Below are 24,595 nucleotides of genomic sequence, written 5' to 3'. Positions count from 1 at the left end.
TGCTACACGGAAAAGGCCTCTTGGCGGTGCTGCTGCAGCCGCTCCAGGCTGAGAGGGCCTTCGATGTGTTGCCAGGGAAGGGGATCCGCCGGATCCCAGTTGTGGTACACGTAGAAGTCCAGGGGCGGCAGTTGCCCTTTGAGCTCTTTGAAGGCGCGGCGGTAGCTGCCCAGGGAATCGCCCCACTGCCGTGCTAGCTGCAAAACCTGGGCCACCCGCCGATCCCCTCTTGAGATCAAGGCCTGGATGACCGACCAACTGTAGCTTTCCGGGCGGAACTCCACGCCCAGGGGGCGCAGGTGTTTTTGATACCACTGCAGCTTTTTCTCCGCCTGGGGATCCACCCCCTGCCACTGGAAGGGGGTGTGGGCCTTGGGCACAAAGGTGCTGCAGCCCAGGGTGAAGCGCAGGCGGGGAGCCACCTTCTTGAGCTCCTTGAAAAGAGCAACCGTGGCCTCCAGGTCGGCCTGGGTTTCCGCCGGGATCCCCACCATGCCGTAGAACTTGATCCCCTTCAGGCCGCCGGCCTGGGCGTGGGCAGCCGCCGCCAGGATCTCTTCGTTGGCCAGCTTTTTGTTGATGACCCGGCGCAGCCGCTCCGAGCCGCTTTCGATGGCCACGGTAATGGACTGGCTGCCGCGGCGGGAAAGCACTTGCGCCAAGCGAGGCGTAACCGTGCCCGTGCGCACCGAGGCCAGGCTAAGGCGCACCTGCTCAAAGCGATCCTGCGCCAGGTACTCCAGCAATTCCTCAAACTGGGGGTGCTGGGTTACCGAAGCCCCCAAAAGGCCAATCCGCTGGGTAACCTGCAGCCCCCGCTCCACCGCCGGGATCAGATGTCCCTCCACATCCGCTGCCCGAAAAGGCAATGTTAGATAGCTGGCCAGGCAAAAGCGGCACATCTCCGGACAACTGCGCACCACCTCCACCATGTAAATGCTCTCCCAGGCCGCCTTGGGGGTAACCACGGTGGACACCGAGAGGGTGTTGCCGCGGAAGGTGTGCTTGCGGATGGAGCTGGGGATCCCGTCCAGCTTGGGGATCACCTTCTCCACTGGGCCGTCGGGCCCGCGGTAGCGCACCTCGTAGAGGCTGGGCACGTAGATCCCCGGCACCTGGGCCAGCGCCTGCAGCTTTTCGGCGCGGGATCCCCGCCGTACCTGCCGATAGGTCTGGATCATCTGCTCCACCAGCCCCTCCCCGTCCCCCAGCAGGATCAAGTCAAAGAACGCAGCAAAGGGCTCAGGGTTGGCCGTCAACACCGGGCCGCCGCCGAAAACCAGGGGGTGCGCTTCTTCCCGCGCCTCGGCCTGGAGGGGGATCCTCTGTCGTTCCAGCAGATCCAGGATGTGGACGTAGTCCAGCTCCCAGGAGAGGGAAAAGCCCAGCAGCTCAGGATCCCGCGGCAGCGGCTCGGCCAGGTCGGTAAACAGGCGGGCGACCGACACATCACGGCGGCTGGCCAGCAGGCTCCAGATGACCTGGTAGCCGAGGCTGGTGATCCCCACCGAGTAGGTGTTGGGGAAAGCGTAGATCAGCCGCACCGCGTCGGGCTCGGGCGTGGCCGGGGTGAAGAGAAGCTGCTCGAGGGCAAAGTCTGAGGTGGCCAAGATCCCAGCGGCAACAAGAGCCTACTTTCCCAGCTTAATCGGGGTTTTGCCAGCCCGCCCCCAGGGCCAGGAAGGACGGCAAGATCGTCCAGAATAAGAGGGATCCCGACCTGCACCTGCCGATGACCTCTCCCCTCAACCAACGCATCCGCCGCTTCTACGATGCTTCCTCTGGCCTTTGGGAGCAGGTGTGGGGAGAGCACATGCACCACGGCTACTACGAGCCGGGCCAGACCGGCAAGGATCGCCGCCAAGCCCAGATCGATCTCATCGACCGAGTCATTCAATGGGGCCAGATCGGGGATCCCAAGCCCCCCCGGCACATCCTCGATCTCGGCTGTGGCATTGGGGGGAGCAGCCTGGAGCTGGCGCGGCGCTTTGGCGCCGAGGTAACAGGCATTACCCTCAGCCCTGTCCAGGCCCAGCGGGCCGAGGAGCGCGCTCAAGCAGCCGGCCTGAGCAACAGGGTGCGCTTTTGGGTGGCCGATGCCCTGGACATGCCCTTTGCCGACAACACCTTCGATCTGGTCTGGGCTCTGGAAAGCGGCGAGCACATGCCGGATAAGCGGCGGTTTCTGGCCGAGTGCTGGCGGGTCTTGCAGCCGGGCGGGCAGATGATGGTGGTTACCTGGTGCCACCGCGAGGGATCCCTGAGCCGCCAGGATGAGCGCCTTTTGCAGCAGATCTACGACGTGTACTGCCTGCCCTATGTCATCAGCTTGTCGGAGTATGAAGCGCTGGCCCACCAGGTGGGGTTCGAGCGGTTGCGCACCGCCGACTGGTCGGAGCGGGTGGCCCCCTTTTGGGACGAGGTGATCGCCTCGGCTCGCGATTGGCGGTGGATCCCGGCTTTGCTGCGCAGCGGCTGGGTCACCGTCCGTGGGGCGCTGGGGCTGGGCCTGATGCGGCGGGCCTATGCCAGCGGCTTGCTGCGCTTCGGCCTGCTGAGCGGCTTCAAGCCTGCAAGTTAGGGATCCCATACCCCCCTCTCCCTTGGGAGAGGGGCTGGGGGTGAGGGTAGCGGCGCTGGCCAAATACCAGGGAAAGTAGCTCAGAAGTCCGGCTGGGGCGGCGTTGCGCCGGCAAGTTCTAGGTACTTTTGCTTCACCGCCTGAATATCCTGCCACATCAGCCACTTGGGGCTGCCGGGGGTGCGGTCGGGGTTGCGCAGCAAATAGGCCGGGTGGAAAATCGGCATACACCAGCGCCCCTGCCACTGGATCCACTCGCCGCGGATCTTGGTGATGCCGCGCTTATCCCCCAGAAGGGAGCGCACCGAGGTGGCGCCGGTCAACAAAATGATCCAGGGATCCACCAGGCGGATCTGCTCCAACAAGTAGGGCCGGCAGGCGTCCATCTCCTCCTGGGTGGGCACGCGGTTGTTGGGGGGACGGCACTTGACGACATTGCAAATGTAGGTGTCCCGTTCGGAATCTAGCCCCACGGAGGCCAAGATCTTATCGAGCAACTGCCCCGACTTGCCCACGAAGGGCAGCCCTTGCAGATCTTCCTGTTCCCCCGGCCCCTCGCCGATGATGAGAATCCTCGCCTTGGGGTTGCCTCGGTGCACCACCACATGGGTACGGTTGGCCGCCAACTCGCAGCGCTGGCAGACTCGGCAGTGCTGCTCCAGTTGTTCTAGTTCTCGATAGGTACCGGGGGGAATGGGCACCTGGGCCGAGAGCGGGATCTGATCCCATTGGGGAAGCGTCTCCGCAGCGGGGGCAGGTGGCTCTAGGGGATCGTCAAATAGGCTGGGCTGAAGCTCCGAGGATCTTTTCTTGGCAGCCATTGCAAGGTGAGGGATCCTTGTGCAGCGATCTTCGGCTGCTCCTCTGCCCTTGTCAAGCTTGGAGTCTCTTTCCCCAAAAGGGCAGCCTTTACGTCTTGTTAAACTGAGGGAACAAAAGGTGGCGGCATCTCAGCCTGCCCTTTCCCTCTTTTGAGTGCTCTCGGCCTCCTATGCTGCTTTTGTCCAAAGAACTGCCCAACCTCGACTATCGTCCCACCCTGCAGCGCTTCGACGAAGACTGGCGGGATCCCCTTGCAACTCTCTTAGGCTGGGGGCGGGCTGCTGGCGCCGACCTGGTGGAGATCTTCCTGGAGCGGGTTAACTCCATCAGCTGCCTGGCCGAAGACGACGCCATCACCAGCATCACCCCTCGGCTTGCCACTGGCGCCGGCGTGCGGGTGTTCCGCGGCCTGGCCGACTGCTACGTCAGCACCAACGATCTCTCCTTTGCCGGCCTCAAAGCCGCCCTGGAAAAAGGCCTGCTCTTGATGGGCCTTACCCCCCCAGGCCCTGCCGCCTTGGTCTCCCCTGTCAACTTGGGGATCTTGCAGGACTACGCCGAGCGCCGCCGCAAAGACGGCTGGCTCAAAGAATGCAGCTCCCTTGCCGAGATGGGGGAGATCTTGGGGCGGGCCAACGCAGAGCTCAAGCGGCAAGCTCACCACATCCAGTCCCGCCGCACCAACTACTTCCGCGACTGGCAGGAGATCCTGGTAGCCTGCAGCGACGGCACCTTTGTGCGCGACATCCGCCTTACCCAGTCGGTCAGCTCTACCCTGCTCTGTGCCGACGGGGATCATCGCGCTTCCGTTAGCCAGCGCGCGGGGGGCACCGGGGATCCCGACTTTTTGCGCCGCTGGGATCTTGTGGCCCACAGCCAGGAGCTGGCAGAGGCTGCCGGCCAGATGCTCTATGCCGACTACGTGGAATCGGGCACCTACCCCATTGTGATGTCCAACGCCTTTGGCGGCGTCATCTTCCACGAGGCCTGTGGGCATCTCTTGGAAACCACCCAAATTGAGCGCAAAACCACCCCCTTTGCCGACAAAAAAGGCCAGAAGATTGCCCACAAAAACCTCACCGCCTGGGACGAGGGGCTTTCCGAGGGGGCCTTTGGCAGCTTGGATGTGGACGACGAGGGCATGCCCGTCCAGCGCACTTTGCTCATTGAAAAGGGCATTTTGAAGAACTTCCTGGCCGACCGGGCCGGCTCGATGCGCACCGGCCATCCCCGCACCGGCAGCGGTCGCCGGCAAAACTACACCTTTGCCGCCGCCAGCCGCATGCGCAACACCTACATCGCCCCCGGCGACGCCGAACTGGACGACCTGTTTGCCTCTATCGACAAAGGCATCTACTGCAAGCGCATGGGGGGCGGCAGCGTCGGCCCCACCGGCCAATTTAACTTTGCCGTGGAAGAAGCCTATCTCATCCAAAACGGCAAGATCACCAAGCCCCTCAAGGGAGCCACTTTAATCGGGGAAGCCAAGGATATCCTGACCAAGATCTCCATGTGCTCCAAGGATCTCCGCCTGGCCCCTGGCTTCTGTGGTTCTGTCAGCGGCAGCATCTACGTCACCGTCGGCCAGCCCCACATCAAGGTGGACGCCATCACCGTGGGCGGGCGCTAGGCCCAGGGATCCCCCATGGCTTACGACAACGTCTGCAAGTACCTGGCAGAGCGCTTCCCGGAGCAGTTTGCCCGTTGGCTAGTGGGAGAAGTGGCTGAGCCGGTGCAAATGTTGCCCACAGAACTTTCGGAGGAACCTGTTCGAGCAGATTCTGTTATTTTGCTGGGGCTGCAGCAGGGCATTTTGCACCTGGAATTTCAAACAGATCCAGATCCTGAAATCCCCTTTCGCATGGCCGACTATCGGCTGCGCCTTTACCGGAAATATCCACAGCTACCTGTGCATCAGGTGGTGATTTATCTGCGCAAAACGACCTCGGAGCGAGTTTTCCAAACTTCCTTTCGCCTAGAACGGCTGAGCCACGAGTTTGAGGTCATTCGCCTGTGGGAATGCAACTTGCCAACCAACGTCGATTGGCCAGCCCTGCTGCCTTTTCGGGTCTTAAGCCAGGTGGAGCATGACTCTAGTCAATGATATGCTGGACTATACTGAAAATAATGTACAGTATGTTCAGTATGGCTGCTTGGTATGGCTAGATATGTAAAACCGAGAGAAGCGGCGGATTATTTTGGGGTGTGTCTCCACACCTTGAGGCGATGGGAACAGAAGGGCTGGATCCATGCAGTACGTACACCATCCGGTAGGGCGAGAAGGTATGACCTCGACAGCTACATTGGCCTCCGGCCCGCTGACGCGAACAGAGCACCCAAGAAGGACAAACGAGTCGTTTTGTACGCCCGAGTCAGCAGTCGAGGGCAGAAACCAGACTTGGAGAGACAGATTGCAAGACTGGTTAACCTCTATCCTGGAGCCGAAGTGGTCGGAGAGGTTGGCGGCGGTCTCGACTTCAAAAGACCAAAGTTCCTTGCCTTATTGGAACGAGTCCGTGCGGGAGATATCGGAACAATTGTGGTCGCTCACCGGGATCGACTCTGCCGGTTTGGATTTGAGTTCGTTGAGTGGTACTGCCGTCAATACGGGTGCGAAGTCTTGGTTCTCGATGACGATCACCTTTCTCCCCAACAGGAACTGGTTGAGGATATCCTCACCATCCTGCACTGCTTCAGTAGTCGGCTCTACGGACTCAGAAAATACCGGGCTGCAATCGAGAAAGATACGGATTTATCCGGAGCCAGCGCTGGCTAAAGTTTGGAAGCGGTGGCAAGCGGCGTGCCGGTACTGCTACAACCAAGCGATTGCCTATCAGCGTCAGCATGGTGCCCCAAAAACGGCCAGAAAGCTGCGGGACATCATCCTGCGCTCCGACCTGCCCGGGTGGGTGAAGGACGCCCCCTGCCACATCAAGCAGAACGCGGTCGTCGAGGCGTGGTTGGCGTTTCGCCGAAGCAAAGACGCGAGGTTTCGCAGTGTGCGGGACAGGTCGCATACGCTGCAATTCAACGCCGGCAACTTTCGCAATGGGACGTGGTATCCGAAACTCACCCGAGGTTTGGCGTTCCGTGCATCCGAGGAGATGCCCAGAGAATGGGCACGTGGAACTGAGCTAATGCGGGTGAAAGACAGATGGTATGCCATCTTTCCTGAGCCCGTGAACGAGCAGTGTTCGTTAGCAAAGGGGGTGATCGCACTTGATCCTGGAGTAAGAAGCTTCCTTACAGGGTTTGATGGGGCGGGCTTTGTAGATATCGCCAAGGGGGACTTTGGCAGGATCGTTCGGCTGTGCTACCACCTAGACGATCTGCAATCTAGGCTGAGTAAAGCACCGCGACCCAAGCGTAGGCGAATGCGGCAAGCGGCGTTTCGTCTGCGGGAGAGAATCAGGAACTTGGTGGACGAGTGCCATCGCAAGGTAGCGGCGTTCCTAACGGATAACTACCGATTGATATTCCTCCCCACTTTCGAGTCAGCCCAGATGGTTGCCAAGGCAGGGAGGAAGTTTGGTAGCAAGACAGCAAGGGCGATGCTCACCTGGGCGCACTATCGGTTCAAGCAGCTCCTGAAGTTTCAAGCCAAGAAGAAAAACGTGGTTGTCGTGGAAGTATCGGAAGCGTACACCAGCAAAACCTGTACCAAGTGCGGGCACATCCACACTAAGTTGGGTGGCGCAAAGGTGTTTAGATGCCCAAAGTGCAACCACAGACTACCACGAGATTGGCAAGGCGCCCTGGGTGTTATGCTCAGGGCTTTGCGGGATACCGCCTTTCTGTTTGGACTCCGTCCGAGTAGCGCGGTCGCGTCAGCATCGCGTAGTGACAACGGAAACGGACAGAATGCTATCGCTTCACCGCTGAGCAGTAATGCTCAGCAGTGTTCAGCGTAAATGTATCAGGATCCTGTAGAAACCTTACGAGAAGTCGTTGCCGAGCTGGAGCGCTTGCCAGACCCCAGCAAGCAGCGAGAACTGGCAGCAGCAACAGCCGTTTTGGCGGGACTAGCATTGGATCGGGGTTTGATTCGGCAAATCATGAGGTCTTTGGATATGAGGGAATCGGTGATCTACCAGGAGTGGCGCTCGGAAGCTTTGCGGGAGGGGCTGGAAGCAGGGCGCAAAGAAGGTCTGCAACTGGGCCTGCAGCAAGGGCTGCAACAGGGATTGCAACAGGGATTGCAACAGGGACTGCAACAGGGACTGCAGCATGGAGAAGCAACGCTGGTTTTGCGGCTTTTGCGGCGGAAGCTGGGATCCCTTGACCCGGCCCTGGAAAACAGGATTTGGGCCTTGCCCCCGTCGCAACTGGAGGCGCTGGGGGAAGCGCTGCTGGATTTCAACAGCGTGGAGGACTTGACCGCCTGGCTGGCCCGTCGGTAGAGAAGGAATGACATGCTGCAAGTTGAACTCTTGGCCGAACAGGCGCAAAGGTGCGCCAAACACCTGGGGATCCCCCAGTTTGATCTCTACGGAGCCGCAGTGGATGAGACCAGCGTGCAGGTGGAGCAGGGGGAGCCCCGTCAGGTAAAAGCTTCTCACCGCTGCAGTGTGACGGTGCGGGCCTGGAACGACCAGGGCCAGGTAGGGGTGACCTCCACCACCGATGTGGACGAAGCAGGGCTGGAACTAGCTCTGCAGACGGCCTTTGAGGCCAGCCACTTCGGCGTGCGGGAACACGCGCCCCAATTCAGTCCAGAAGCGAAGCTGCCCATTCTCCAGCCCTGTAATGACAAAAGGCCCCTGGCGCTGGCCAGCGAGCTCCTAGATCAGCTGGTGGCTGCCGAGAAGGCTTTGCTGGGATCCCATCCCGCCATCCAGGGGGTGCCCTACAACGGCCTGGCCCAGCGACAGATCGACCGCTTTTACCTCAACAGCGACCAAGCTCTGCGCCAGGAGGGCCACACTCTGGCCTCGGTCTTTCTCTACGGCAAAGCAGAACAAGAAGGCCGCAAGCCCCGCAGCGCCGGCGCCATGCGGGTGGCCCGCAGCCTAGAGGAGCTGGATATCCAGGGGTGCGTAAAAGAAGCCGCCGAGAAGCTCATCAGCCACCTGGAGTACGCGCAGATCCCTTCGGGGAAATATACGGTGGTTTTTTCTGGGGAAGCTTTTTTAAGCCTGTTGGGGGCTTTCTCCAATCTCTTCAACGCCCAGAACATCTTGGACAACCAAAGCCTGTCCACCCCCGACTCGCTGGGCCAGCAGATTGCCTCGCCGCTGCTTTCGGTGTGTGACGATGCCTTGCACCCGACTAACGTAAGCGCGATTAGCTTTGACGGCGAAGGCACCCCCACCCGCCGCGTTTCCCTGATTACCAACGGAGTTCTGACCCACTTTTTGCACAGCGCTGGCACCGCCAAACGCCTGGGGGCCCAGCCCACGGGGCACGCCAATATCGGCGCCAAGGTGACGGTGGCAGCCCACTACTACCACGTCTTTGCCGGGGCTCCGCCAGAGAGCACCTACGACCTGGCCACGGCTGAGAATGTGGTCTGGATTGACGAGCTGCAGGCTCTCCATGCCGGAGTCAAGCCTCTGCAGGGATCCTTTTCCCTGCCCTTCCAGGGCTGGTGGGTGCGCCAGGGGGAGCGCATCAGCATCGAGGCGGCGACAGTAGCGGGGGATTTTCTAGCACTCTTGCAGTCCATTTTCTACGTCGAGCCGGAGCCACAAATCACTCCTAGTGGTCTGTGTCCCCGCATTTGGGTAGCCGATCTTTCCATCACCGGCCAATAGCCCCATGAAACTCACCCGCATCGACCTCAACAGTTGGCTAGTCCATACCCAGACCCAGACTTTCCTGCTGGATCCGTGGCTGGTGGATCCCTTGGTGTTCTTTGGCCTGCCCTGGTTCATCCGCCTGCAGCACCGCCAGATGCCGCCGTTCACGCCGGAAACCCTGCCCAAAATCGACGGTATCCTCCTCAGCCAAGGCCAACCCGACCACTGCCACCCCCCCACCCTGCAGCGGCTGGACAAGCAGATCCCGGTTTTCGCTTCTCCAACAGCCGCCAGGGTGGCGCGGAGCCTTGGCTTTATGAGGGTGCAGGCCCTGGATCCCTGGCAGTCCGTGCAGTGGGGAGATCTAGGCATCACAGCGGTTCCTGGCGCCCCCCTGGGGCCGGTGCGGGAACTGGGCTTTTTGCTGGAGGAGCTGCCGACCCAGACGCGGCTTTACTACGAGCCCCACCTTTCCCAACCGGATGTCCGCCCGCGGCTGCAGCAGGAGTTCACCCCCATCCACACCCTGCTGATCCCGGTGGTAGGGCAGATCTTTCCCTTCTTGGGCGAGGTGATCATGGGGCCGCAGCGGGCCCTGCAGGTGGTGGCCGCCCTGCGCCCGCAGCAGGTGATTCCCACCGCTATGGGAGAGGTGGACTACCACGGCTGGTTTGCCGCCCAGATCCGCCCCCTGGGGAGCCTAGAGGAGTTCCGGGAAAAGCTGGGATCCCTGAACGCTGCCACCGGCCAATCCATCCAGTTGTGCTGCCCTGCCCCGGGGGAGACGGTATCCCTTCCCGCTGAGGTTAAGACGTGAGCCCTCCTTCTCAGGCCGCCCCCGATCTCGTGGCCATCCTGCGGGCCGATTACGCCCGCTTTCCTTGCGATCAAACCTACTCCATCTACGATCCCCAAGTTTATTTTCGGGATCCCCTCAACGAGTTTCGCGGCCTGGATCGCTATCGGGCCATGGTCGAAAGCCTGGGACGCTGGCTGCAGGATATCCACCTCGAGCTGCACGACATCCACCAGAGCGGCAACCACATCCGCAGCGAGTGGACGCTGAGGGGATCCCTGGCTTTTTTGCCCTGGCGTCCCCGCCTGTGCGTCCCCGGCTGGACAGAAATCCAGATCAACGAAGCAGGGTTGATCGGATCCCACATCGACCACTGGCGCTGCTCCCGCTGGGAGGTGATGCTGCAGATTTTGGGAGTCGGGGCTGCCAAATGAGCTGACTGCCGGTCCACACCTCTGCTAGGATTACAAAGCTGACTTTTTAGGCTCGCTAAAAAGTCGTTTTCTCTCCTCTGGAGAGATGGCCGAGTGGTCGAAGGCGCAGCACTGGAAATGCTGTGTGGGGCAACTCACCGTGGGTTCGAATCCCACTCTCTCCGTCATCGAGGCCCGCCTCAGGTAGAAGCTGCAGGAGACCCCCTATATCCCTCCACCCCCCAGTCCCCTCGTGTGGCAGGATATGGCCAGTTGCTGAAACCTGAAGAAATTATGGCTTTGCAACTCACCAGCTCCGCTTTTTCCCACTCAGAATCCATCCCCTCCCGCTACACCTGTGATGGGGAAGATCTCTCTCCACCCCTAGCCTGGTCGGGGGCACCTTCGGAAACCCAGAGCTTTGCCCTAATCATGGATGACCCAGACGCGCCCAGGGGCACCTTTGTCCACTGGGTGGTCTACAACTTGCCCACCAGCGTTAGCAGCCTGCCAGAAGGGATCCGCGGCGATGCCGATTTGCCCCAGGGGGCTGTGCATGGGCAAAACAGTTGGGGGCGTAACGACTACGGTGGCCCTTGCCCTCCCAGCGGCACCCACCGCTACTTCTTCACCCTCTACGCCCTGGATCGGCAACTGTCTTTGGCTGCAGGGGCGACGAAGGAAGCCCTGCTGCAGGCTATGGAAGGCCACCTCCTTGCCCAGGCCCAACTGATGGGCACCTATCAAAGAAAAAGGTAGGGGATCCGCGGTTAAAGCCCCGGCTTGCCGCCGCGCCTAAGCCAGACAAGGGTTTGGCAGCTCCCTTCTGCCGACGAGTCCTAGGGGCAAGGGGATCCCCTTCGCTGGGAAGGGAGAACCTCAAGCAAGGGGCGCCCCCAGTCGGGAGCTGGGCCTTGCCGAAAGCAAATCCAACATCTCCGCTCTCCAAAAAATTTGCCCCGCCGCCGTTTTTCTACCCACGACAGGGATCCCCAGGTGGGCCTGCAACTGCCAGATCAAAGCGGGTTCTTCTTCTGGGGAGGAGGCCGACTCAGATTCCAGCAACACCCATCCCAGGCAGTGGGCCTTGGCTTGGTGAAGCAAGGCTGCAAAAGCGGCTCCCTGGCTGAGAGCAGCCTCTTGGGGCAGCGTCAAGAGCACGTCAAACCCCCAGGCATGGGCTAGGTCAGCCCAGGTTTGGCCGGGCCCTATCGGATCGGCCAGGCTGCCAGGCACCACCAGCAGCGGGGCCTTCTCTCCCTTCCAGGCAGCAATCTGCTGCCAGAGGGTTCTAAGCTGGGCTTCGGAAGGTCTGGGATCCACTTCGAGCAGGCCCCAAGGAGCTTGCACCGCTTGCTGCCAGGCCTCTGCCACTCCTGGTGCTGCCCGACTTCCAGGCCAGGTGTCTGCTACCATCACTCTCATGGTTCCCCCGTCTCGGCTTCCCAGAGGCTCAGAAACTCGGGTTGCACCTCAAAGCCAAACACCAAGGCCATGTCCCGCAGCATCGAGACAGATCCCAGTTTCTGCTGCTTAAACCAGCGCATCAGCACAAAAATCTTCTGGTAGACGAAGATCTCCAACGCCTCCGGGTTGTAGACGATCCCTTCGCGGGGGTTGAATTGGTGGGGCACCAGCATAGCGGCGTAGCGGGCCAGCTCGCCGCTGCGCCAATCGAGAAAGTAGGGCATCCAGGGGTAAACCGTATCCCAGCGGATGAACCACAGGCGCACTTCTGGGATCTCCGACAGCTCCCGCGGATCGTCGGGGCTGCGCGGCCAATCGATGGCGCACTGTACCTGCTGAGCGGCGCCAACGGGATCCGCCATCAAGGTTTTCACCAATTCATGGCCCGGGGTCAAATCCAAGGCCTGGATGGCTTTGGCAGGTAGGTGGAAGGTAATTGGCACGGCGACAAGCAGTTACCTTAACGCCTTGAATCCTGGTCAGGGCTGTGGATAGCATCAACCCCTTGCAGCTTATCTCAGCTCTGGGCTATTCACCCCTGCCAGCGGGATCCCCAGCCGAGTTAGGTCGAGAACAAAGCCTGCCGCCACCAAGAACACCTGGTCTGCCAGCGGGGCCAGCTTCTGGGTGAGCTCCCCCATCCGATCGCGAAACCGACGCCCCAGCGGATAGGCGGGCACCACTCCCCAGCCTACCTCTTCTGAGACCAAGATCGCCTTTCCTGCCCAGCTCTGCAAGGCCGACAAGAAAGCGTCCACCAAGGGATCCCACTCCTCCGGGGAACACTCCAGACCCTGCGCCACCCAGCCGCCTAGAGAGTCCACCAGGGCACAACAGGGCTGAGACAGCTTTTGCAGGTCGGCCCCCAGGTCGGGCCCGGTTTCCCAGGTTTGCCAAGTGGGAGGACGCCGTTGCCGGTGCTGCTGAACCCGCTCCGCCCACTCTGGGTCGGCTTGGGGATCGGGCTTGGGGCCGGTGGCCAGATAGACGACCGGCAGGCCGGAAGCGGCAGCTAGGCTCTCCGCCAGCCGACTTTTACCGCAGCGGGCAGGGCCGCAGATAAGTACAATCGGCATTAGACATCAGTCAAGAAGAAGTTTATCGCTAGGTTAGCTTAGCGGTTAGCAGCTTCTACCTCTTCTGGCTTCGTTCGTAATTAGGTTAAGATCTGGAAGCTCCTAGGCGGATTTTGAGCCCATTCTACCGAGGCTTGCGTTCTGGCAGGTGAAGCCCCGATCTAGCGACCTAAGGTTCTATGCCCATCCGCATCGAACATAGTCCCCAACTGGAGGAGAAAACATACTTTGCCTACAGAGGCTTAGCACCATTTCCCTTGGTTACTATTGGCTCCCTAAGCTATGGATATGAGTTCTTTATCCATTGGATGGGAGAGCCTTCGCAGGTAAAGATTGGCCGCTGTAGCTCGATTGCGCGAGAGGTGCATTTTTTTGCAGGCTATGAGCACCACACTGACTGGGCCACTACCTATCCCTTCACTCATCTACCTGAGTGTTGGAGCGAGCTGCGCGCCCTGGAAGGCCACCCTCTGACCCGCGGGGACATTGTGGTTGGCCATGACGTTTGGATTGGCCACGGTGCCATGATTCGCTCAGGAGTGACAATTGGAAATGGAGCAGTTGTTGGAATGGGTGCCGTGGTGACTAGGGATGTCCCACCATACGCGATTGTTGCGGGTGTGCCAGCCAAAGTAGTTCGCTATCGCTTCTCACCTGAGGTAATCGAGCAGCTCAGCCAGCTTAGCTGGTGGGACTGGCCTCTTGAAGCCATACGTAAAGCAGCGCCTCTTCTTTGTTGCCCCCTGAACCAAGAAACTCTTTCGGCACTAGCTGAGTTTAAGCAAAAGCTCCTGGCTCCGTGAGTTTGGAGCTAGGATAAGGATCAATTAAGGGCAGTTTTACAAGAGACATGACGGATCCCAAGCCAGCATCTTCCCCTGGCCAAAGTGCTGCTTCAGCCACCTCGCCAACCTTTCCTCCCCTTTGGCTAAGCCTAGCGCTGGGGATCACCACCGCTCCTGTTTTGTTGGGGCTGGTCTTGGCGGATCGCGCCGCCAAGTGGCTGCGATCCCTGAGCTGGGAGGATCCAGGCTGGTGGTTGGGGGAACGGCTGCCCAACCTAGATAGCGCTGCTCTCTGCGCCCAGCAGCAAGAGCGCAAAGATTCTGGGCCAGCGGAGAATCCCTAGCTCCTCGTCGCTTTCGTATCATAGGTAGAGCAAGCCGGTAGCAGGAGTGAGCATCCTTTGCGAAGATCGGTCAGGCCAGCGCAAGAGTTCACCTCCCCATTCTTGGGAGCGCTGTTTTGGCTGGGTGCGTTTTTCTTCACAGCCGTGTTGAGCGCCTGTTTGGGCTACCTCTTCGGCCAGCGCGCCCTGTCGGGGGTCTCCTCTCCCGTCACCACAGCCGGCAATGCTTCCTCCTCCCGTGGCGTTCGCGATCCCCGCACCGTGCCCCTCTTGAACGAGGCCGCGGTGATTGCAGCAGCGGAAGCGAGCCTGCGCCCACCCCCCACCCCCGCCCCTCTCTCCACTCCTACATCCGTTCCCGTGGCTAGACCTACCCCGACGCCCACCCCCCGCTTGTCTCCTGAGTTGGCGGCAGCCCCATCCCCCACCCCGCGGCCTGCTTCTCCCTCTCCCCAACCGCCGCGCCCCTCGCCGCCACCGGTGTTTACACCACCTCCTCCACCTCGGCAAGTGGCTGCCGGCGGGCAGGTTGCTATGCAGGTGCTCTCGGTTCGCCGCGAGGGAGGGCAGGTGGTTTTGAACGTGGCGATGCAGAACAATTCGGCGGAGACGGTGCGTTTTCTCTACAGCTTCCTGAACGTTACCGACGACACCGGACGGTCGATCAACGCCCTCACCCAAGGCCTGCCTGGGGAGCTGCCTCCCAACAGCCAAGTCTTCCAGGGAACTGTTCGCATCCCCGCCTCCAGCTTGGCCGGATCCCGGTCTTTGTCCTTGAGCCTGGCCGATTATCCCAGCCGCCGCCACCGAGTCGGGGTGAGCGGGATCCCGGTGCCGCAGTAGTCCCGTCTGGTGACTGCGGCCACGACTGATGCAAAGCGGAGTTGAGAAGCGGTGCCCAGCCCAACCTTTGAGCGCCCTGAGCAGATTCGGGAGCTATTCGACCGCATCGCCCCCCACTACGATGCCCTCAACCAAACCCTGAGCCTGGGCCTGCATCAGGTTTGGAAGCGCATGGCTGTGCGCTGGTCGGGCGCCGGCCCTGGCGGGCAGGTGTTGGATCTCTGCTGCGGCACCGGCGACCTGGCGCTGCAACTGGCCCGGCGGGTGGGACGAAGCGGACAGGTGGTCGGCCTGGATTTCTCCCCGGCCATGCTGGAGATTGCTCGGCGGCGCTCCCGTCTTTTCCCCGGCTACTCCCTAGAGTGGGTATTGGGAGATGCTTTGGCCTTGCCTTTTCCCAACGCCAGCTTTGATGCCGTTACAATGGGCTACGGTCTGCGCAACGTAACCGATATCCCTCAAGCGTTGCGGGAGATTTACCGGGTGCTCAAGCCCGGCTGTCGCGCCGCTCTCTTGGACTTTCATCGCCCCACAGGGATCCCTTTCCTTGCGGACTTCCAGCGCTGGTACCTGAACACCCAGGTCGTCGCCCGGGCGCAAGCTCTGGGATTGGCATCTGAATATGCCTACATCGATCCCAGTTTGGATGGTTTCCCATCTGGCCAAGAGCAGCAGCAAATGGCCTTGCAGGTAGGGTTTTCTGTTGCCAAGTTTTATCCCCTAGCCGGTGGCATGATGGGGGTGCTGGTGATTGGAAGATGATCCAAACGGCTTGTCCCCTTGCTCCTTAAAGAGGCAGCTTAGGATGCGGTTCCCCAGAAGGTGCAGCGGACTTCGCCAAGACGGTTTTGGCAGCTAGGGAGCAACGTAGCGATCTTGGGAGAGGCGCTCGTTACCGCGATAGACGCTTACCTGCAAATGCTGGGGATCCAGTCGCCGCTGCTCTACGCGGATGGGTGGAATGGCTGGAGCAGGGTGGGATCCCCGTCCCAGCACCGACACGATTAGAGTTTGGCCGCGGATCTGAAAGCGCAGGCGTACTGGCCAAGGGAAAGGATTGCGCAACCTGAGATCGGCCAAGCCGTACCAAACCGTGGCATCTAGCCCTGGCGGCACCGACTCCACCTGCCGGTAATGGGGGTGCCTTTCCACCACTTCCAGCCCCGCCAGCAGAGCCGCATTGTAAAGGCTGGAGGAGACTTGACAGATCCCGCCGCCAACCGAATCCAGGGTTTCGGCCACCATGAATACCGGCGCAGGCAGATAGCCCCGCTCCAGGGTGCGCGGCCCCACCACCTGGTTGAAAGAAAAAACCGCCCCCGGCTGAATGTAAACCCCATCCAGGCTTTGGACTGCTTGGCGGATGTTGTGGAGCTGTGGGAGAGTGCGCTCCTGTAAGGAAGTGGTGTATTGGCTCAGGGTGGTTGGGGTGGGATCCATCCACCACAAAGCCAGCAGGGCCAGGGCCAACCCCACCGATAAGGCCAATCCCCGCAGCGCTAGCTTTCCCCTCACTTCTCCTAGAACACCCTGGCTTTGAGAAGAACCTTGCCCTGGGGTTTGCGAGGGACGGCAGCGGCTTGGGCCGTAACCAGCACCTCTTGGGGGCGAGCGTCCTCTGGCAGCGGGCGCGGCGGACGTAAGGCGACAAGCGCGGATCCCTGGGCATCCACTTGAAAGTTGCCGCAGTGGAGGGTCTCGCCGTCCTCCAGCTTGAGCCAGAGATGGTAACGCTCCCCAGGGGCCGGTTGGGGCAGATCCCTCGCCGCCAAGACCACCTCCTGCCACTCTCCTGGGCGATAGAGGAGGTTAGCCGCTGCCGCCTCTCCCTGCAAATTGACCAGGCGGGATCCCGGCTGTTGCAGCAAATGGGCCAGCGCCTGCACCGATTCTAGGCGGGCCAGTTGGAGCGCCTGCCGCAGTCGCCAGTTGTCGAAAACCAGCAGGGCCAAAACCACTGCCGCCAACCCCCCCAGCCAGCGCCACTCAGCGGTGAGGCGACCGAACCCCAGAGAGGACAGGGCCGGCTGAAGAGGTGTCGGCACCTGCTCAATGCCCGCCTCTGCCATCACCTTGCCCCGCAAGCTGGCCGGCGGGATCACCCCCGGCAAGCCGTAGGGCAACAGGTGCAGGGTTTCTTGCAAAGCCTGCAATTCCGCCAGCAACCGTGGGTCTTGGGTTAGGCGTGCCTCTAGGGCGCTTGCCTGCTCAGGAGATAAATCCCCCAGCAGATAGCCGGCCAGTTCTTCCTGTTCTTCCGATGCAAGGGGCAAATGGGATGCAAACATGGCCAGGCCGACAACAGAACCTAACTCCAAACCTCAAGGAGCGCGCGCAGGGATCCCCGCAACTTGCAGAGGGCTTGGCGAGCGCGGGCTTTAACGGTTGCCGGCGGGATCCCCAGGTGTCGGGCAACGTCCGCCTGGCTCAGCCCCTGGTAGTAGATCAACTCTAGAACCTGCCGTTGGCTTTCCGGCAGTTGGCCGAGGGCCTCTTGTACGGCTTGCCGTCGCTCCTCGAGGGAGAGCTGCTCAAAGGGGGCCGGCGCCCTGTTCTCGGCGGCGAGCAGAGATTGCCAGTGCTTCAAAAGACGTTGAGAGCTGTCTTGGGAACGCAGACGGTCGATGGCACGCGAACGGGTCAACAGACAGAGAAAACTGCTCACCGATCCCCGCTGCGGATCATAGCTGGCTTTGCGCCACAGTTCGACAAACACCGCCTGAGTCAGATCTTCCGCCTCGGCCACATGGCCCAGGATCTGGAGGGCCAGCCCATAGACCAAGCCGGCATAGCGGTCGTAAAGCACCCCCAGCGCTGCCCCTTGCCTCTCTCGGATAGCCTCCATCAGTTCCCCATCGCTGCGAGAAGGCCAATCCCTTAGCGGAGGTTGCTCACCCATGTTGCGTCAGGCCCACTCTATAAAGCTACGGTCTTTCCAAGCGGCACCGAATAGCAGGAGGCTGGAATCGTCTCGCCTGGAGAAGTACTTGGCTTCTCGTCCATGCTATAGCTCTTCGTAAAATGGCAGGGGCAGACCGTTGTTCCGTCTTGCGAGGGGGGCTGTCTCCAGCGACTTGAAAAAGGCTCTGGCTCTCTTTAGCCGCGGCGGGCCGCCCACTCCAGCCCCCACAGGGCCGTGTTCACCAGCAAGGCCAAGGATCCCACGGCCAAAGATCCGGCCCAGATCTTGTCGTAGCGACCGGCCTGGGCAATGCCCTCAAAAAGCAGGGTGCCCAGCCCTCCCGCCCCAAACTTAGCCCCCACCGTGGCGATGGCAATGGCCACAATTGCCGCCAGCCGCAAGCCGGCCAGGGCAACCGGCAGCATGAGGGGCACCTGCACCTGCCACCACCGCTGCCAGAAGTTCATCCCCAAGCCCTTGGCCGCCTCCAGAATGGCAGGCTCCACCGAGCGCAGGCCCACGTAAAAATGGCGCACCAAGATCACCTGCGTGTAGAGCACCATCGCCACCACCACCGAGCGGGCATTGAGGCCAAAGTAGGGAACCAACAAGATGATTAGGGCCAGGCTGGGCACTGTGTACAGGATGCTGAGGATCCCCATCACCGGCAGGGCCAGCCAGCGCACCTGGTGCACCAGCAAAGCCAACGGCAGCGCCAGCACCAGGGCAATCCCCAAGGCTGTTGCCACCATCGCCAGGTGCTCTTGGGTAAGCTGCCACACCAGGCCGGGGTTGCTGAGAAGATAGCTCATGCGGATCCCCCCTCCAGCATGGCCAGATGGCGGATGTGATCCAGGGTAACGATGCCAATGGCCCGCCCGTCTTCCCACACTGTGAGAGCTGCTGCCCCCGTGCGCAACAGCAGCGACAAGGCCCGCCGCAGGGTTTCCTGGGGTTTCACCACCGCCCCCTCCTGGATCTGGTGGTTGTGCGGGATCCGCTCCATCGCCGTTTCCACCCGCAGCACGCTCAACTGACGCACCATGTCGTCTGCCCCCAGCAGCTCTCGGACAAAGGGGGTGGCCGGCTGGGTGAGCAGCCGCAAGGGAGTGTCGAACTGTACCACCCGCCCCTGCTGCATCACCAGGATGCGATCTGCCAGGCGCAGCGCCTCTTCCACGTCGTGGGAGACGAAGAGGATAGTCTTTTTTAGTTGCCGTTGCAGGTGTAGGATCTCGTCTTGCAGCTTGCCACGAGTGATGGCGTCGAGGGCACCAAAGGGCTCGTCCATCAGCAGCAGATCCGGATCCCCGGCCAGCGCCCGCGCCAGCCCCACCCGCTGCTGTTGGCCGCCCGAGAGTTGAGCCGGGTAGCGACGTCGGTATTCTTGGGGGGGCAGGTTGACCAAGCTGAGCAGCTCGTCCACCCGCTCGCGGATGCGCTCCCTTGGCCAGCCCAAAAGTCGCGGCACCACCGCCACATTCTGGGCCACCGTCATGTGGGGAAACAGCCCCACCTGCTGGATGACATACCCGATGCGCTGGCGCAGCGCCGTCACCGGAAAGCGGCGGATATCCTGCCCATCCAGGCGAATCTGTCCTTGGGTGGGCTCCAGCAGCCGGTTCACCATTTTTAGAAGGGTGGTTTTGCCGCAGCCGGAAGGGCCGAGGATGACCACCAACTGGCCCGAGGCCACGGAAAAACTGCACTCCTCCACGGCCGGACGGGAATTGTGGGGAAAGCGCAGCGATACCCGCTCGAACTCAAGAGTGCTCACGCCAGGGCCTCGTGCAACGGGCTACTCTTTCAAGATGCCGGCCTCCACCAAGAAGGCTCTCGCCACCTCTGCCGGCTCCCTGCGCTTGCCGCTTACCTCGTAGTTCAGCCGCTGCATCACCTCGTCCGTCAACAGGGGAGAAAGGGCGTTCAAAGCGGTGGCGATGCCGGGGTTGGCTTCCAGGGTATCTTTGCGCACTACCGGCGCCACCTGGTAAGGGGGGAAAAGCTGCTTGTCGTCCTTGAGCACCACCAGGTCAAAGGCGGCAATTTCCCCATCGGTGCCAAAGGCCACCGCCACATCCGCCTCCCCATTGACCAAGCCCTGGTAGCGCAGGCCGGGATCCACCGCCTTGTAGGCCTTGAGGCGAAAGTTGCCGTAGACTGCTTGCAGCCCCGGCAGGCCATCTTCGCGGGCCTGGAACTCCGGCGGCCCGATCATCACCAGCTCGCTCGCTCTGGCCACCATGTCTGAGATGGTAGCGATGCCCAACTCTGCCGCTCTGGCGCGGGTCATGGCCAGGGCCTGGGTGTTGTTCATGGGGGCCGGATCCAGCCAAATCAGTTGGAACTGACGCTCGTACTCGCGGGCCACCGTCGCGTATACCTGGGCCGGGTCGCTGCTGGTGGGCAGCTTGAGCACCGTCAGCAGACCGGTGCCGGTGTACTCCGGGTAGAGATCGATCTCGCCGCTCAACAGGCCGGCATGGGCCACCGGCGTTCCCCCCAAGTTGAGCTTGCGCTCCACCGCCAACCCCGCCGCCTCCAGGGCCAAGGCGTACATTTCCCCCAAGATAAACTGCTCGGTGAAGTCCTTAGAGCCAACGACAATCGGCTTGCCAAAGCCCGCTTGAGGGGCGAGAACAAGGGCTGCCAGCCCCGACAGGGCCAGCAGAGCCAGGCGACGGGTGGTTTTCAGCATAGGCAAGGTGAGAAGGGATCCCCAACTCAAGACAAGCGGCCCCGCCGAGAGCATTCCGGCCTGGGCCAGGAAGTTTCGACTGTTAGGCCACCATTAAACCATTAATTTCCCTGAGCTGGAACTGCCAACCCTCACCCCCAGCAATATCCCCTTAGCTTCTGCCGGAGGCCGGGAAGGAGCCGGTAACGGCCCGGATCTTCTGCCGCCGCCCAGCTCGCTCGATCTCCAGCTCCAGGGTGCTGCCCACCTCGGTGCGCTCTACCTCTTGTTGTACTTGGTCGGCGGTGGTGACGGCGCGACCATTGATGGCGAGAATGATGTCTCCGGCGCGCAGGCCCGCCCGCTCTGCCGGGGATCCCTGGATCACCTCGCCGATGAGCACCCCCTGATCCACCGTCACGAAGATGCGGCTGTTGGGATCCTGGTTGAGGCGCTCCTTCAGGTCGGGGGTGAGGGTGAGCATACGAATGCCCAGGTAGGGGTGATCCACCTTGCCGCGGGCGATCAACTGGTTGGCCACCCGCTGGGCCGTCTCGATGGGAATGGCAAAGCCCAGCCCCTGCGCCCCTTGGATGATGGCCGTGTTGACCCCGATCACCTCCCCTTGGGCGTTGAGCAGGGGGCCGCCGGAGTTGCCGGGGTTGATGGCCGCATCCGTCTGGATAAAGGACACCCGCTTGTCGGGCACGCGGATCTCGCCGCTGGAGCGGCCCAAAGCGCTGATGATCCCGGCGGTTACGGTGTTGTCCAGCCCCAGCGGGTTGCCGATGGCGATGGCCCACTGGCCCGGCTCGAGGAGCTCGGAGCGACCCAGCTTCACCGTCGGCAGGTTCTGGGCCTCGATCTTCACCACGGCGATATCCGTCACCGGATCGGTGCCGATTACCTTGCCGTCAAAGCTGCGGGTATCCTTGAGCGTCACCGTCACCTTGTCGGATCCCTCGACCACGTGGGCATTGGTGATGATCTGGCCATCCGGGCTGATGATGAAGCCGGAGCCGGTGCCCTGCTGTCGTCGCTGCCGCGGAATGGGGGGGATCACCTGGCCAAAGAAGTCCCGGAAAAAGGGATCGCTGAAAAACTCCTCTGGGAAGGCGCCCGGGACGCTCACCGTCCGCTCGGAATCGATGCGCACCACCGCCGGCCCCACCCTTTGCGCCACCTCGGCAATAAAATTCAGGTTCAGTTGGGGCGGGGTTGCCGTCGTTTGGGCAGATACCCCCTTGCCTCCCACCAGAGCCGCTCCCAGCCCAATGCCCAAGAGCACCAGCAGCACCGGCGAGAGAAGAGACTTGAGAACGGCAAAAGGCTTAAAAAGAGAACGAACTCCGTCCTGCTGAGGCGAACGGGCAGGTTGAGCAGAAGCTTCTGAACGGGGAGAAGGCTGGCCCGGCATGGATGTGCTGCGCTGCATAGCTACAGAAGAATAGGGGTTGGAATCGGAAGAATACCTTGGCCCTCACACGAGGGGCGAAACCTAGGGCATGACAGACTCCCGCCACTCAACCTTGTTGAGTAAACACAACTTGGCTAGAGGACGAACTTCTCGCTTCGTCGGGGAGCCATTGCAAGAACCCTCTGCGTTCGGCTGTGCCGTGCCTTAGGCATGCAGACACGGAATGCCCTACCGCGTAGTTGTATTAGATTCCGGCAACGCCGTTTTATACAACCAGCTCTGTTTTATCATTACCAGCCTGCGACTGGCGCGGGGGTATCTACCCCCCGAACCCCCACGAGCTAATCTAGCATGGACACTAGGGAGCCCAAGACGGGCGGCGATGGCGCTTTTCCGTACTTCTACCTGGGTTGAAGAGTAGCGGAATCTGCTCGCCTAGAGTAGCCCGTCCTACATCCAACTGGCTTTGATGGGGATAAAGGCCAGACGAGGCTTTTGTTCCCAGCTTTGGCCAGCTTACAGCTAACGTAGAAGTGGTAGATCGGGGGTAAGACCATGACCAACCCAGCCCGTCGTCTGTTGGCTCCTCTGCTCGGTGGGTTTCTCTGGCTACCGGCGGCCAGCCCGGTTTTGGCGCAAATGGGGCCCTTGCCACCACCGCCCCCCGGCGAGGGATGGCGCCCTGTGAATCCTCGTCCCCTCCCCCCTGGCCCTCAACCCCTGCAACCTGGCCAGCCCTTTCAACTGCAAACCACCCTGCTGCTGCGCTCTGGGGATCTGATCCAGGCGGTGCATCGCTCTCCAGAAACCCTCTTGATTGCCCCTGGGGAAACCCGTGCCGTCAGCCTTAGCTTGGATACTCCTCTGCGGGACATCTACGGCAACACGGTCGTCCCGGCGGGAGCCATCCTAGAAGGCCAATTCCAACCGGTGAGCGGCGGCACCCAGTTTGTCTCGCGAGCTTTGATTTTCAACGGCCAATCCTATCCTCTCTACGCCCAAAGCCAGGTGATCCCGCTGCGCAAGGATCCCCGCCACACTTCTGCAGAGGCAGTTGTGCAGGATGCCCTGATCGGGGCGGCGGCAGGGGCGATCTTGGGCGGCCTGTTTGGCGACCGGGTGATCTCGACGGAGAAGGTGCTGGGCGGAGCGGCAGCGGGGGCTGTAATCGGCAATGTGACGGCGCCAGAGGTGGCGGTGATCGATCCCAACGCCAACTTGACCCTGACGGTCACTCAGGACTTTCAGCCCTATCTGCCCTAGCGACACCTGAAAAGCAAAACTTAACTCCCCAGCGCCGACCGCCATCCCTTGCCACACTGCCCATCCTCAAGCTGTTGACCACTCCGAAAAGCTGAGCAGGGGTTGGTCAATCTGCGGCTGCCTGGGGCTACTCCGGCCAGACCATGGGGGGCTGTTTTACGCTTAACCAACCTCCCCCTTGGCGGGAAGGGAGTGCTCCTTTCCTGGGAGACATTTTAAGAAGTGTGAAGATCTGAGATGGCAGACGGCAAGCATGTCGGAAAATAGCTTGCGGGTATGCTCGCCATACTCTTTAAAAAATTGACTTGAGGATGGATGTCCATGAGTGTTGTCACGAAATCGATTGTGAATGCGGATGCAGAGGCCCGCTACCTCAGCCCGGGGGAGCTGGATCGGATCAAGTCCTTTGTTACCTCCGGCGAGAAGCGGCTGCGCATCGCTCAAGTCTTGACCGAGTCTCGTGAGCGCATCGTCAAGCAAGCTGCCGATCAACTCTTCCAGAAGCGTCCTGACATCGTCTCCCCAGGTGGCAATGCTTACGGAGAGGAGATGACGGCAACTTGCCTGCGGGATATGGACTACTACCTGCGCCTCATCACCTATGGGATCGTTGCTGGCGATGTCACCCCGATCGAGGAGATCGGCTTGGTGGGGGTGCGGGAGATGTACAACTCTTTGGGCACGCCTATTCCGGCGGTGGCCGAGAGCATCCGCCAAATGAAGCAGGTGGCCATGGGTCTGTTGTCTCCTGAGGACGCGGCTGAGGCCGGCTACTACTTTGACTTTGTGGTGGGGGCAATGAGTTAATCCCTCATTGTTCTGACCGCGCAACTGTTTAACGTTCATTAGAGATTTAGGAAGCTCATCATGCAAGACGCAATTACCGCTGTGATCAATAGCTACGACGTCCAGGGCAAGTATCTCGACAGCTCGGCCATGGAGAAGTTAAAGGCTTTCTTCGCCACGGGCGAGCTGCGGGTGCGGGCAGCTGCTACCATCGCGGCCAACGCCTCCACCATTGTCAAAGATGCGGCGGCCAAGGCGTTGCTCTACTCCGATCTCACCCGTCCCGGTGGCAACATGTACACCACCCGTCGCTATGCTGCTTGCATCCGCGACATGGACTACTACCTGCGCTACGCCACCTACGCCATGCTGGCCGGGGATCCCTCCATCCTCGACGAGCGGGTGTTGAACGGGCTCAAGGAGACCTACAATTCGCTGGGGGTGCCGATTGGAGCCACCATTCAGGCCATCCAAGCCATGAAAGAAGTGACCGCCGCCCTGGTGGGGCCTGAAGCTGGCAAGGAAATGGGTGTGTACTTCGACTACATCTGCTCCGGCCTGAGCTAAGGTTCATTGTCTAGCGAGCATGACAGGCGATTTGCCGCAGGGATCTGGTGTGCTAACTGGGGTACGCGAGCTTTCTGAGGTGAGTCGCCTGTTTTGTTGGTCAAGCCAGTTCATTTTG

Annotated in this window: 29 protein-coding genes and 1 tRNA gene; 18 read left to right on the top strand and 12 right to left on the bottom strand. The window is 61.2% G+C overall.

The genetic code is table 11. The features are described from left to right. Positions 1-2 precede the first annotated feature (2 nt). Positions 3-1,610: a B12-binding domain-containing radical SAM protein gene (locus CYA_RS10600; protein WP_011431066.1), complete on the bottom strand. Its 1,608-nt coding sequence runs from the start codon at positions 1,608-1,610 to the stop codon at positions 3-5. A gap of 122 nt (positions 1,611-1,732) precedes the next feature. Between CYA_RS10600 and CYA_RS10595 the strand changes: the two genes are divergently transcribed. Continuing rightward, positions 1,733-2,581: a methyltransferase domain-containing protein gene (locus CYA_RS10595; protein WP_011431064.1), complete on the top strand. Its 849-nt coding sequence runs from the start codon at positions 1,733-1,735 to the stop codon at positions 2,579-2,581. An 80-nt stretch (positions 2,582-2,661) separates the two neighbouring features. On the opposite strand, the gene CYA_RS10590 is transcribed toward CYA_RS10595, so the two are convergent. Beyond that, entirely contained in the window at positions 2,662-3,282 is a 621-nt protein-coding gene (locus CYA_RS10590) for a uracil-DNA glycosylase (RefSeq protein WP_011431063.1), read from the bottom strand. Positions 3,283-3,572: 290 nt separating this feature from the next. Here CYA_RS10590 and CYA_RS10585 point away from each other — a divergent pair, with 290 nt between their 5' ends. The 10 genes from CYA_RS10585 to CYA_RS10545 all read left to right on the top strand — a co-directional run bounded on the left by CYA_RS10585 (position 3,573) and on the right by CYA_RS10545 (position 11,109). Continuing rightward, a complete protein-coding gene (locus CYA_RS10585; RefSeq protein ID WP_011431062.1) occupies positions 3,573-5,033 on the top strand; it encodes a TldD/PmbA family protein in 1,461 nt (486 codons plus the stop codon). Between the two features lie 15 nt (positions 5,034-5,048). After that, positions 5,049-5,507, top strand: a complete 459-nt coding sequence (locus CYA_RS10580) for a hypothetical protein (protein WP_011431061.1) — start codon at positions 5,049-5,051, stop codon at positions 5,505-5,507. Between the two features lie 54 nt (positions 5,508-5,561). Further along, a complete protein-coding gene (locus CYA_RS14185; RefSeq protein WP_011431060.1) occupies positions 5,562-6,179 on the top strand; it encodes an IS607-like element ISSoc2 family transposase in 618 nt (205 codons plus the stop codon). Next, positions 6,067-7,314, top strand: a complete 1,248-nt coding sequence (locus CYA_RS10575; RefSeq protein WP_148203207.1) for an RNA-guided endonuclease InsQ/TnpB family protein — start codon at positions 6,067-6,069, stop codon at positions 7,312-7,314. Before CYA_RS14185 ends, CYA_RS10575 begins: the two co-directional genes overlap by 113 nt. Continuing rightward, positions 7,315-7,803, top strand: a complete 489-nt coding sequence (locus tag CYA_RS10570) for a DUF4351 domain-containing protein (RefSeq protein WP_011431058.1) — start codon at positions 7,315-7,317, stop codon at positions 7,801-7,803. Between the two features lie 12 nt (positions 7,804-7,815). Continuing rightward, complete coding sequence (locus CYA_RS10565; RefSeq protein WP_011431057.1) at positions 7,816-9,156, top strand: TldD/PmbA family protein; 1,341 nt, start codon at positions 7,816-7,818, stop codon at positions 9,154-9,156. A 4-nt stretch (positions 9,157-9,160) separates the two neighbouring features. Continuing rightward, entirely contained in the window at positions 9,161-9,958 is a 798-nt protein-coding gene (locus CYA_RS10560; protein ID WP_011431056.1) for an MBL fold metallo-hydrolase, read from the top strand. Beyond that, positions 9,955-10,371 (top strand): DUF2358 domain-containing protein, encoded by a 417-nt coding sequence (locus CYA_RS10555; RefSeq protein ID WP_011431055.1) that lies wholly within the window; start codon positions 9,955-9,957, stop codon positions 10,369-10,371. The genes CYA_RS10560 and CYA_RS10555 overlap by 4 nt, the downstream gene beginning before the upstream one ends. Before the next feature lie 79 nt (positions 10,372-10,450). Then, a tRNA-Ser gene (locus CYA_RS10550) sits at positions 10,451-10,535 on the top strand. 109 nt (positions 10,536-10,644) lie between these two features. Beyond that, positions 10,645-11,109, top strand: coding sequence for a YbhB/YbcL family Raf kinase inhibitor-like protein (locus CYA_RS10545; RefSeq protein WP_041439166.1), 465 nt, complete (start codon positions 10,645-10,647; stop codon positions 11,107-11,109). A gap of 120 nt (positions 11,110-11,229) precedes the next feature. Here CYA_RS10545 and CYA_RS10540 read toward each other — a convergent pair whose 3' ends face one another. From CYA_RS10540 to cobU, 3 genes are all read right to left on the bottom strand, one after another. Next, positions 11,230-11,775, bottom strand: coding sequence for a hypothetical protein (locus CYA_RS10540; protein WP_099834792.1), 546 nt, complete (start codon positions 11,773-11,775; stop codon positions 11,230-11,232). After that, on the bottom strand, positions 11,772-12,260 hold the full coding sequence (locus CYA_RS10535) for a CRR6 family NdhI maturation factor (protein ID WP_011431052.1): 489 nt from the start codon (positions 12,258-12,260) through the stop codon (positions 11,772-11,774). The genes CYA_RS10540 and CYA_RS10535 overlap by 4 nt, the downstream gene beginning before the upstream one ends. A 69-nt stretch (positions 12,261-12,329) precedes the next feature. Then, the gene (gene cobU, locus CYA_RS10530) at positions 12,330-12,893 is read right to left on the bottom strand and encodes a bifunctional adenosylcobinamide kinase/adenosylcobinamide-phosphate guanylyltransferase (protein ID WP_011431051.1); all 564 of its coding nucleotides are present in this window, start codon (positions 12,891-12,893) and stop codon (positions 12,330-12,332) included. Positions 12,894-13,072: 179 nt separating this feature from the next. Between cobU and CYA_RS15645 the strand changes: the two genes are divergently transcribed. The 4 genes from CYA_RS15645 to ubiE all read left to right on the top strand — a co-directional run bounded on the left by CYA_RS15645 (position 13,073) and on the right by ubiE (position 15,627). Beyond that, positions 13,073-13,696 carry a CatB-related O-acetyltransferase gene (locus CYA_RS15645; RefSeq protein ID WP_011431050.1) on the top strand — a complete coding sequence of 208 codons (624 nt, stop codon included), beginning with the start codon at positions 13,073-13,075 and terminating at the stop codon, positions 13,694-13,696. A gap of 47 nt (positions 13,697-13,743) precedes the next feature. Then, positions 13,744-14,022 carry a hypothetical protein gene (locus CYA_RS10520; RefSeq protein ID WP_011431049.1) on the top strand — a complete coding sequence of 93 codons (279 nt, stop codon included), beginning with the start codon at positions 13,744-13,746 and terminating at the stop codon, positions 14,020-14,022. Positions 14,023-14,124: 102 nt separating this feature from the next. Next, positions 14,125-14,865, top strand: coding sequence for a hypothetical protein (locus CYA_RS15640; protein WP_099812898.1), 741 nt, complete (start codon positions 14,125-14,127; stop codon positions 14,863-14,865). Positions 14,866-14,916: 51 nt separating this feature from the next. Continuing rightward, entirely contained in the window at positions 14,917-15,627 is a 711-nt protein-coding gene (gene ubiE, locus CYA_RS10510) for a bifunctional demethylmenaquinone methyltransferase/2-methoxy-6-polyprenyl-1,4-benzoquinol methylase UbiE (protein WP_011431047.1), read from the top strand. Positions 15,628-15,720: 93 nt separating this feature from the next. Here ubiE and CYA_RS10505 read toward each other — a convergent pair whose 3' ends face one another. The 7 genes from CYA_RS10505 to CYA_RS10475 all read right to left on the bottom strand — a co-directional run bounded on the left by CYA_RS10505 (position 15,721) and on the right by CYA_RS10475 (position 21,879). After that, positions 15,721-16,380 carry a VanW family protein gene (locus CYA_RS10505; protein ID WP_228375280.1) on the bottom strand — a complete coding sequence of 220 codons (660 nt, stop codon included), beginning with the start codon at positions 16,378-16,380 and terminating at the stop codon, positions 15,721-15,723. A 5-nt stretch (positions 16,381-16,385) separates the two neighbouring features. After that, the gene (locus tag CYA_RS10500; RefSeq protein ID WP_011431045.1) at positions 16,386-17,153 is read right to left on the bottom strand and encodes an anti-sigma factor domain-containing protein; all 768 of its coding nucleotides are present in this window, start codon (positions 17,151-17,153) and stop codon (positions 16,386-16,388) included. Positions 17,154-17,173: 20 nt separating this feature from the next. Continuing rightward, a complete protein-coding gene (locus CYA_RS10495) occupies positions 17,174-17,764 on the bottom strand; it encodes a sigma-70 family RNA polymerase sigma factor (RefSeq protein WP_011431044.1) in 591 nt (196 codons plus the stop codon). A 197-nt stretch (positions 17,765-17,961) separates the two neighbouring features. Beyond that, complete coding sequence (locus CYA_RS10490) at positions 17,962-18,579, bottom strand: ABC transporter permease (protein WP_011431043.1); 618 nt, start codon at positions 18,577-18,579, stop codon at positions 17,962-17,964. Beyond that, positions 18,576-19,544, bottom strand: coding sequence for an ABC transporter ATP-binding protein (locus CYA_RS10485; protein WP_011431042.1), 969 nt, complete (start codon positions 19,542-19,544; stop codon positions 18,576-18,578). Before CYA_RS10485 ends, CYA_RS10490 begins: the two co-directional genes overlap by 4 nt. A 21-nt stretch (positions 19,545-19,565) precedes the next feature. Next, positions 19,566-20,519, bottom strand: coding sequence for a glycine betaine ABC transporter substrate-binding protein (locus CYA_RS10480; RefSeq protein ID WP_228375278.1), 954 nt, complete (start codon positions 20,517-20,519; stop codon positions 19,566-19,568). A gap of 97 nt (positions 20,520-20,616) precedes the next feature. Continuing rightward, positions 20,617-21,879, bottom strand: coding sequence for an HhoA/HhoB/HtrA family serine endopeptidase (locus tag CYA_RS10475; protein ID WP_011431040.1), 1,263 nt, complete (start codon positions 21,877-21,879; stop codon positions 20,617-20,619). 537 nt (positions 21,880-22,416) lie between these two features. Here CYA_RS10475 and CYA_RS10470 point away from each other — a divergent pair. The 3 genes from CYA_RS10470 (at position 22,417) to apcB (ending at position 24,477) form a co-directional block, all read left to right on the top strand. Continuing rightward, positions 22,417-23,124: a hypothetical protein gene (locus CYA_RS10470; protein ID WP_011431039.1), complete on the top strand. Its 708-nt coding sequence runs from the start codon at positions 22,417-22,419 to the stop codon at positions 23,122-23,124. 321 nt (positions 23,125-23,445) lie between these two features. Then, complete coding sequence (apcA, locus tag CYA_RS10465; protein ID WP_011431038.1) at positions 23,446-23,931, top strand: allophycocyanin subunit alpha; 486 nt, start codon at positions 23,446-23,448, stop codon at positions 23,929-23,931. A gap of 60 nt (positions 23,932-23,991) precedes the next feature. Next, on the top strand, positions 23,992-24,477 hold the full coding sequence (apcB, locus tag CYA_RS10460) for an allophycocyanin subunit beta (RefSeq protein ID WP_011431037.1): 486 nt from the start codon (positions 23,992-23,994) through the stop codon (positions 24,475-24,477). Positions 24,478-24,595 lie beyond the last annotated feature (118 nt).

It is taken from the genome of Synechococcus sp. JA-3-3Ab (assembly GCF_000013205.1).
Taxonomy (GTDB): domain Bacteria; phylum Cyanobacteriota; class Cyanobacteriia; order Thermostichales; family Thermostichaceae; genus Thermostichus.
This window is presented reverse-complemented; position numbering and strand designations above follow the sequence as displayed.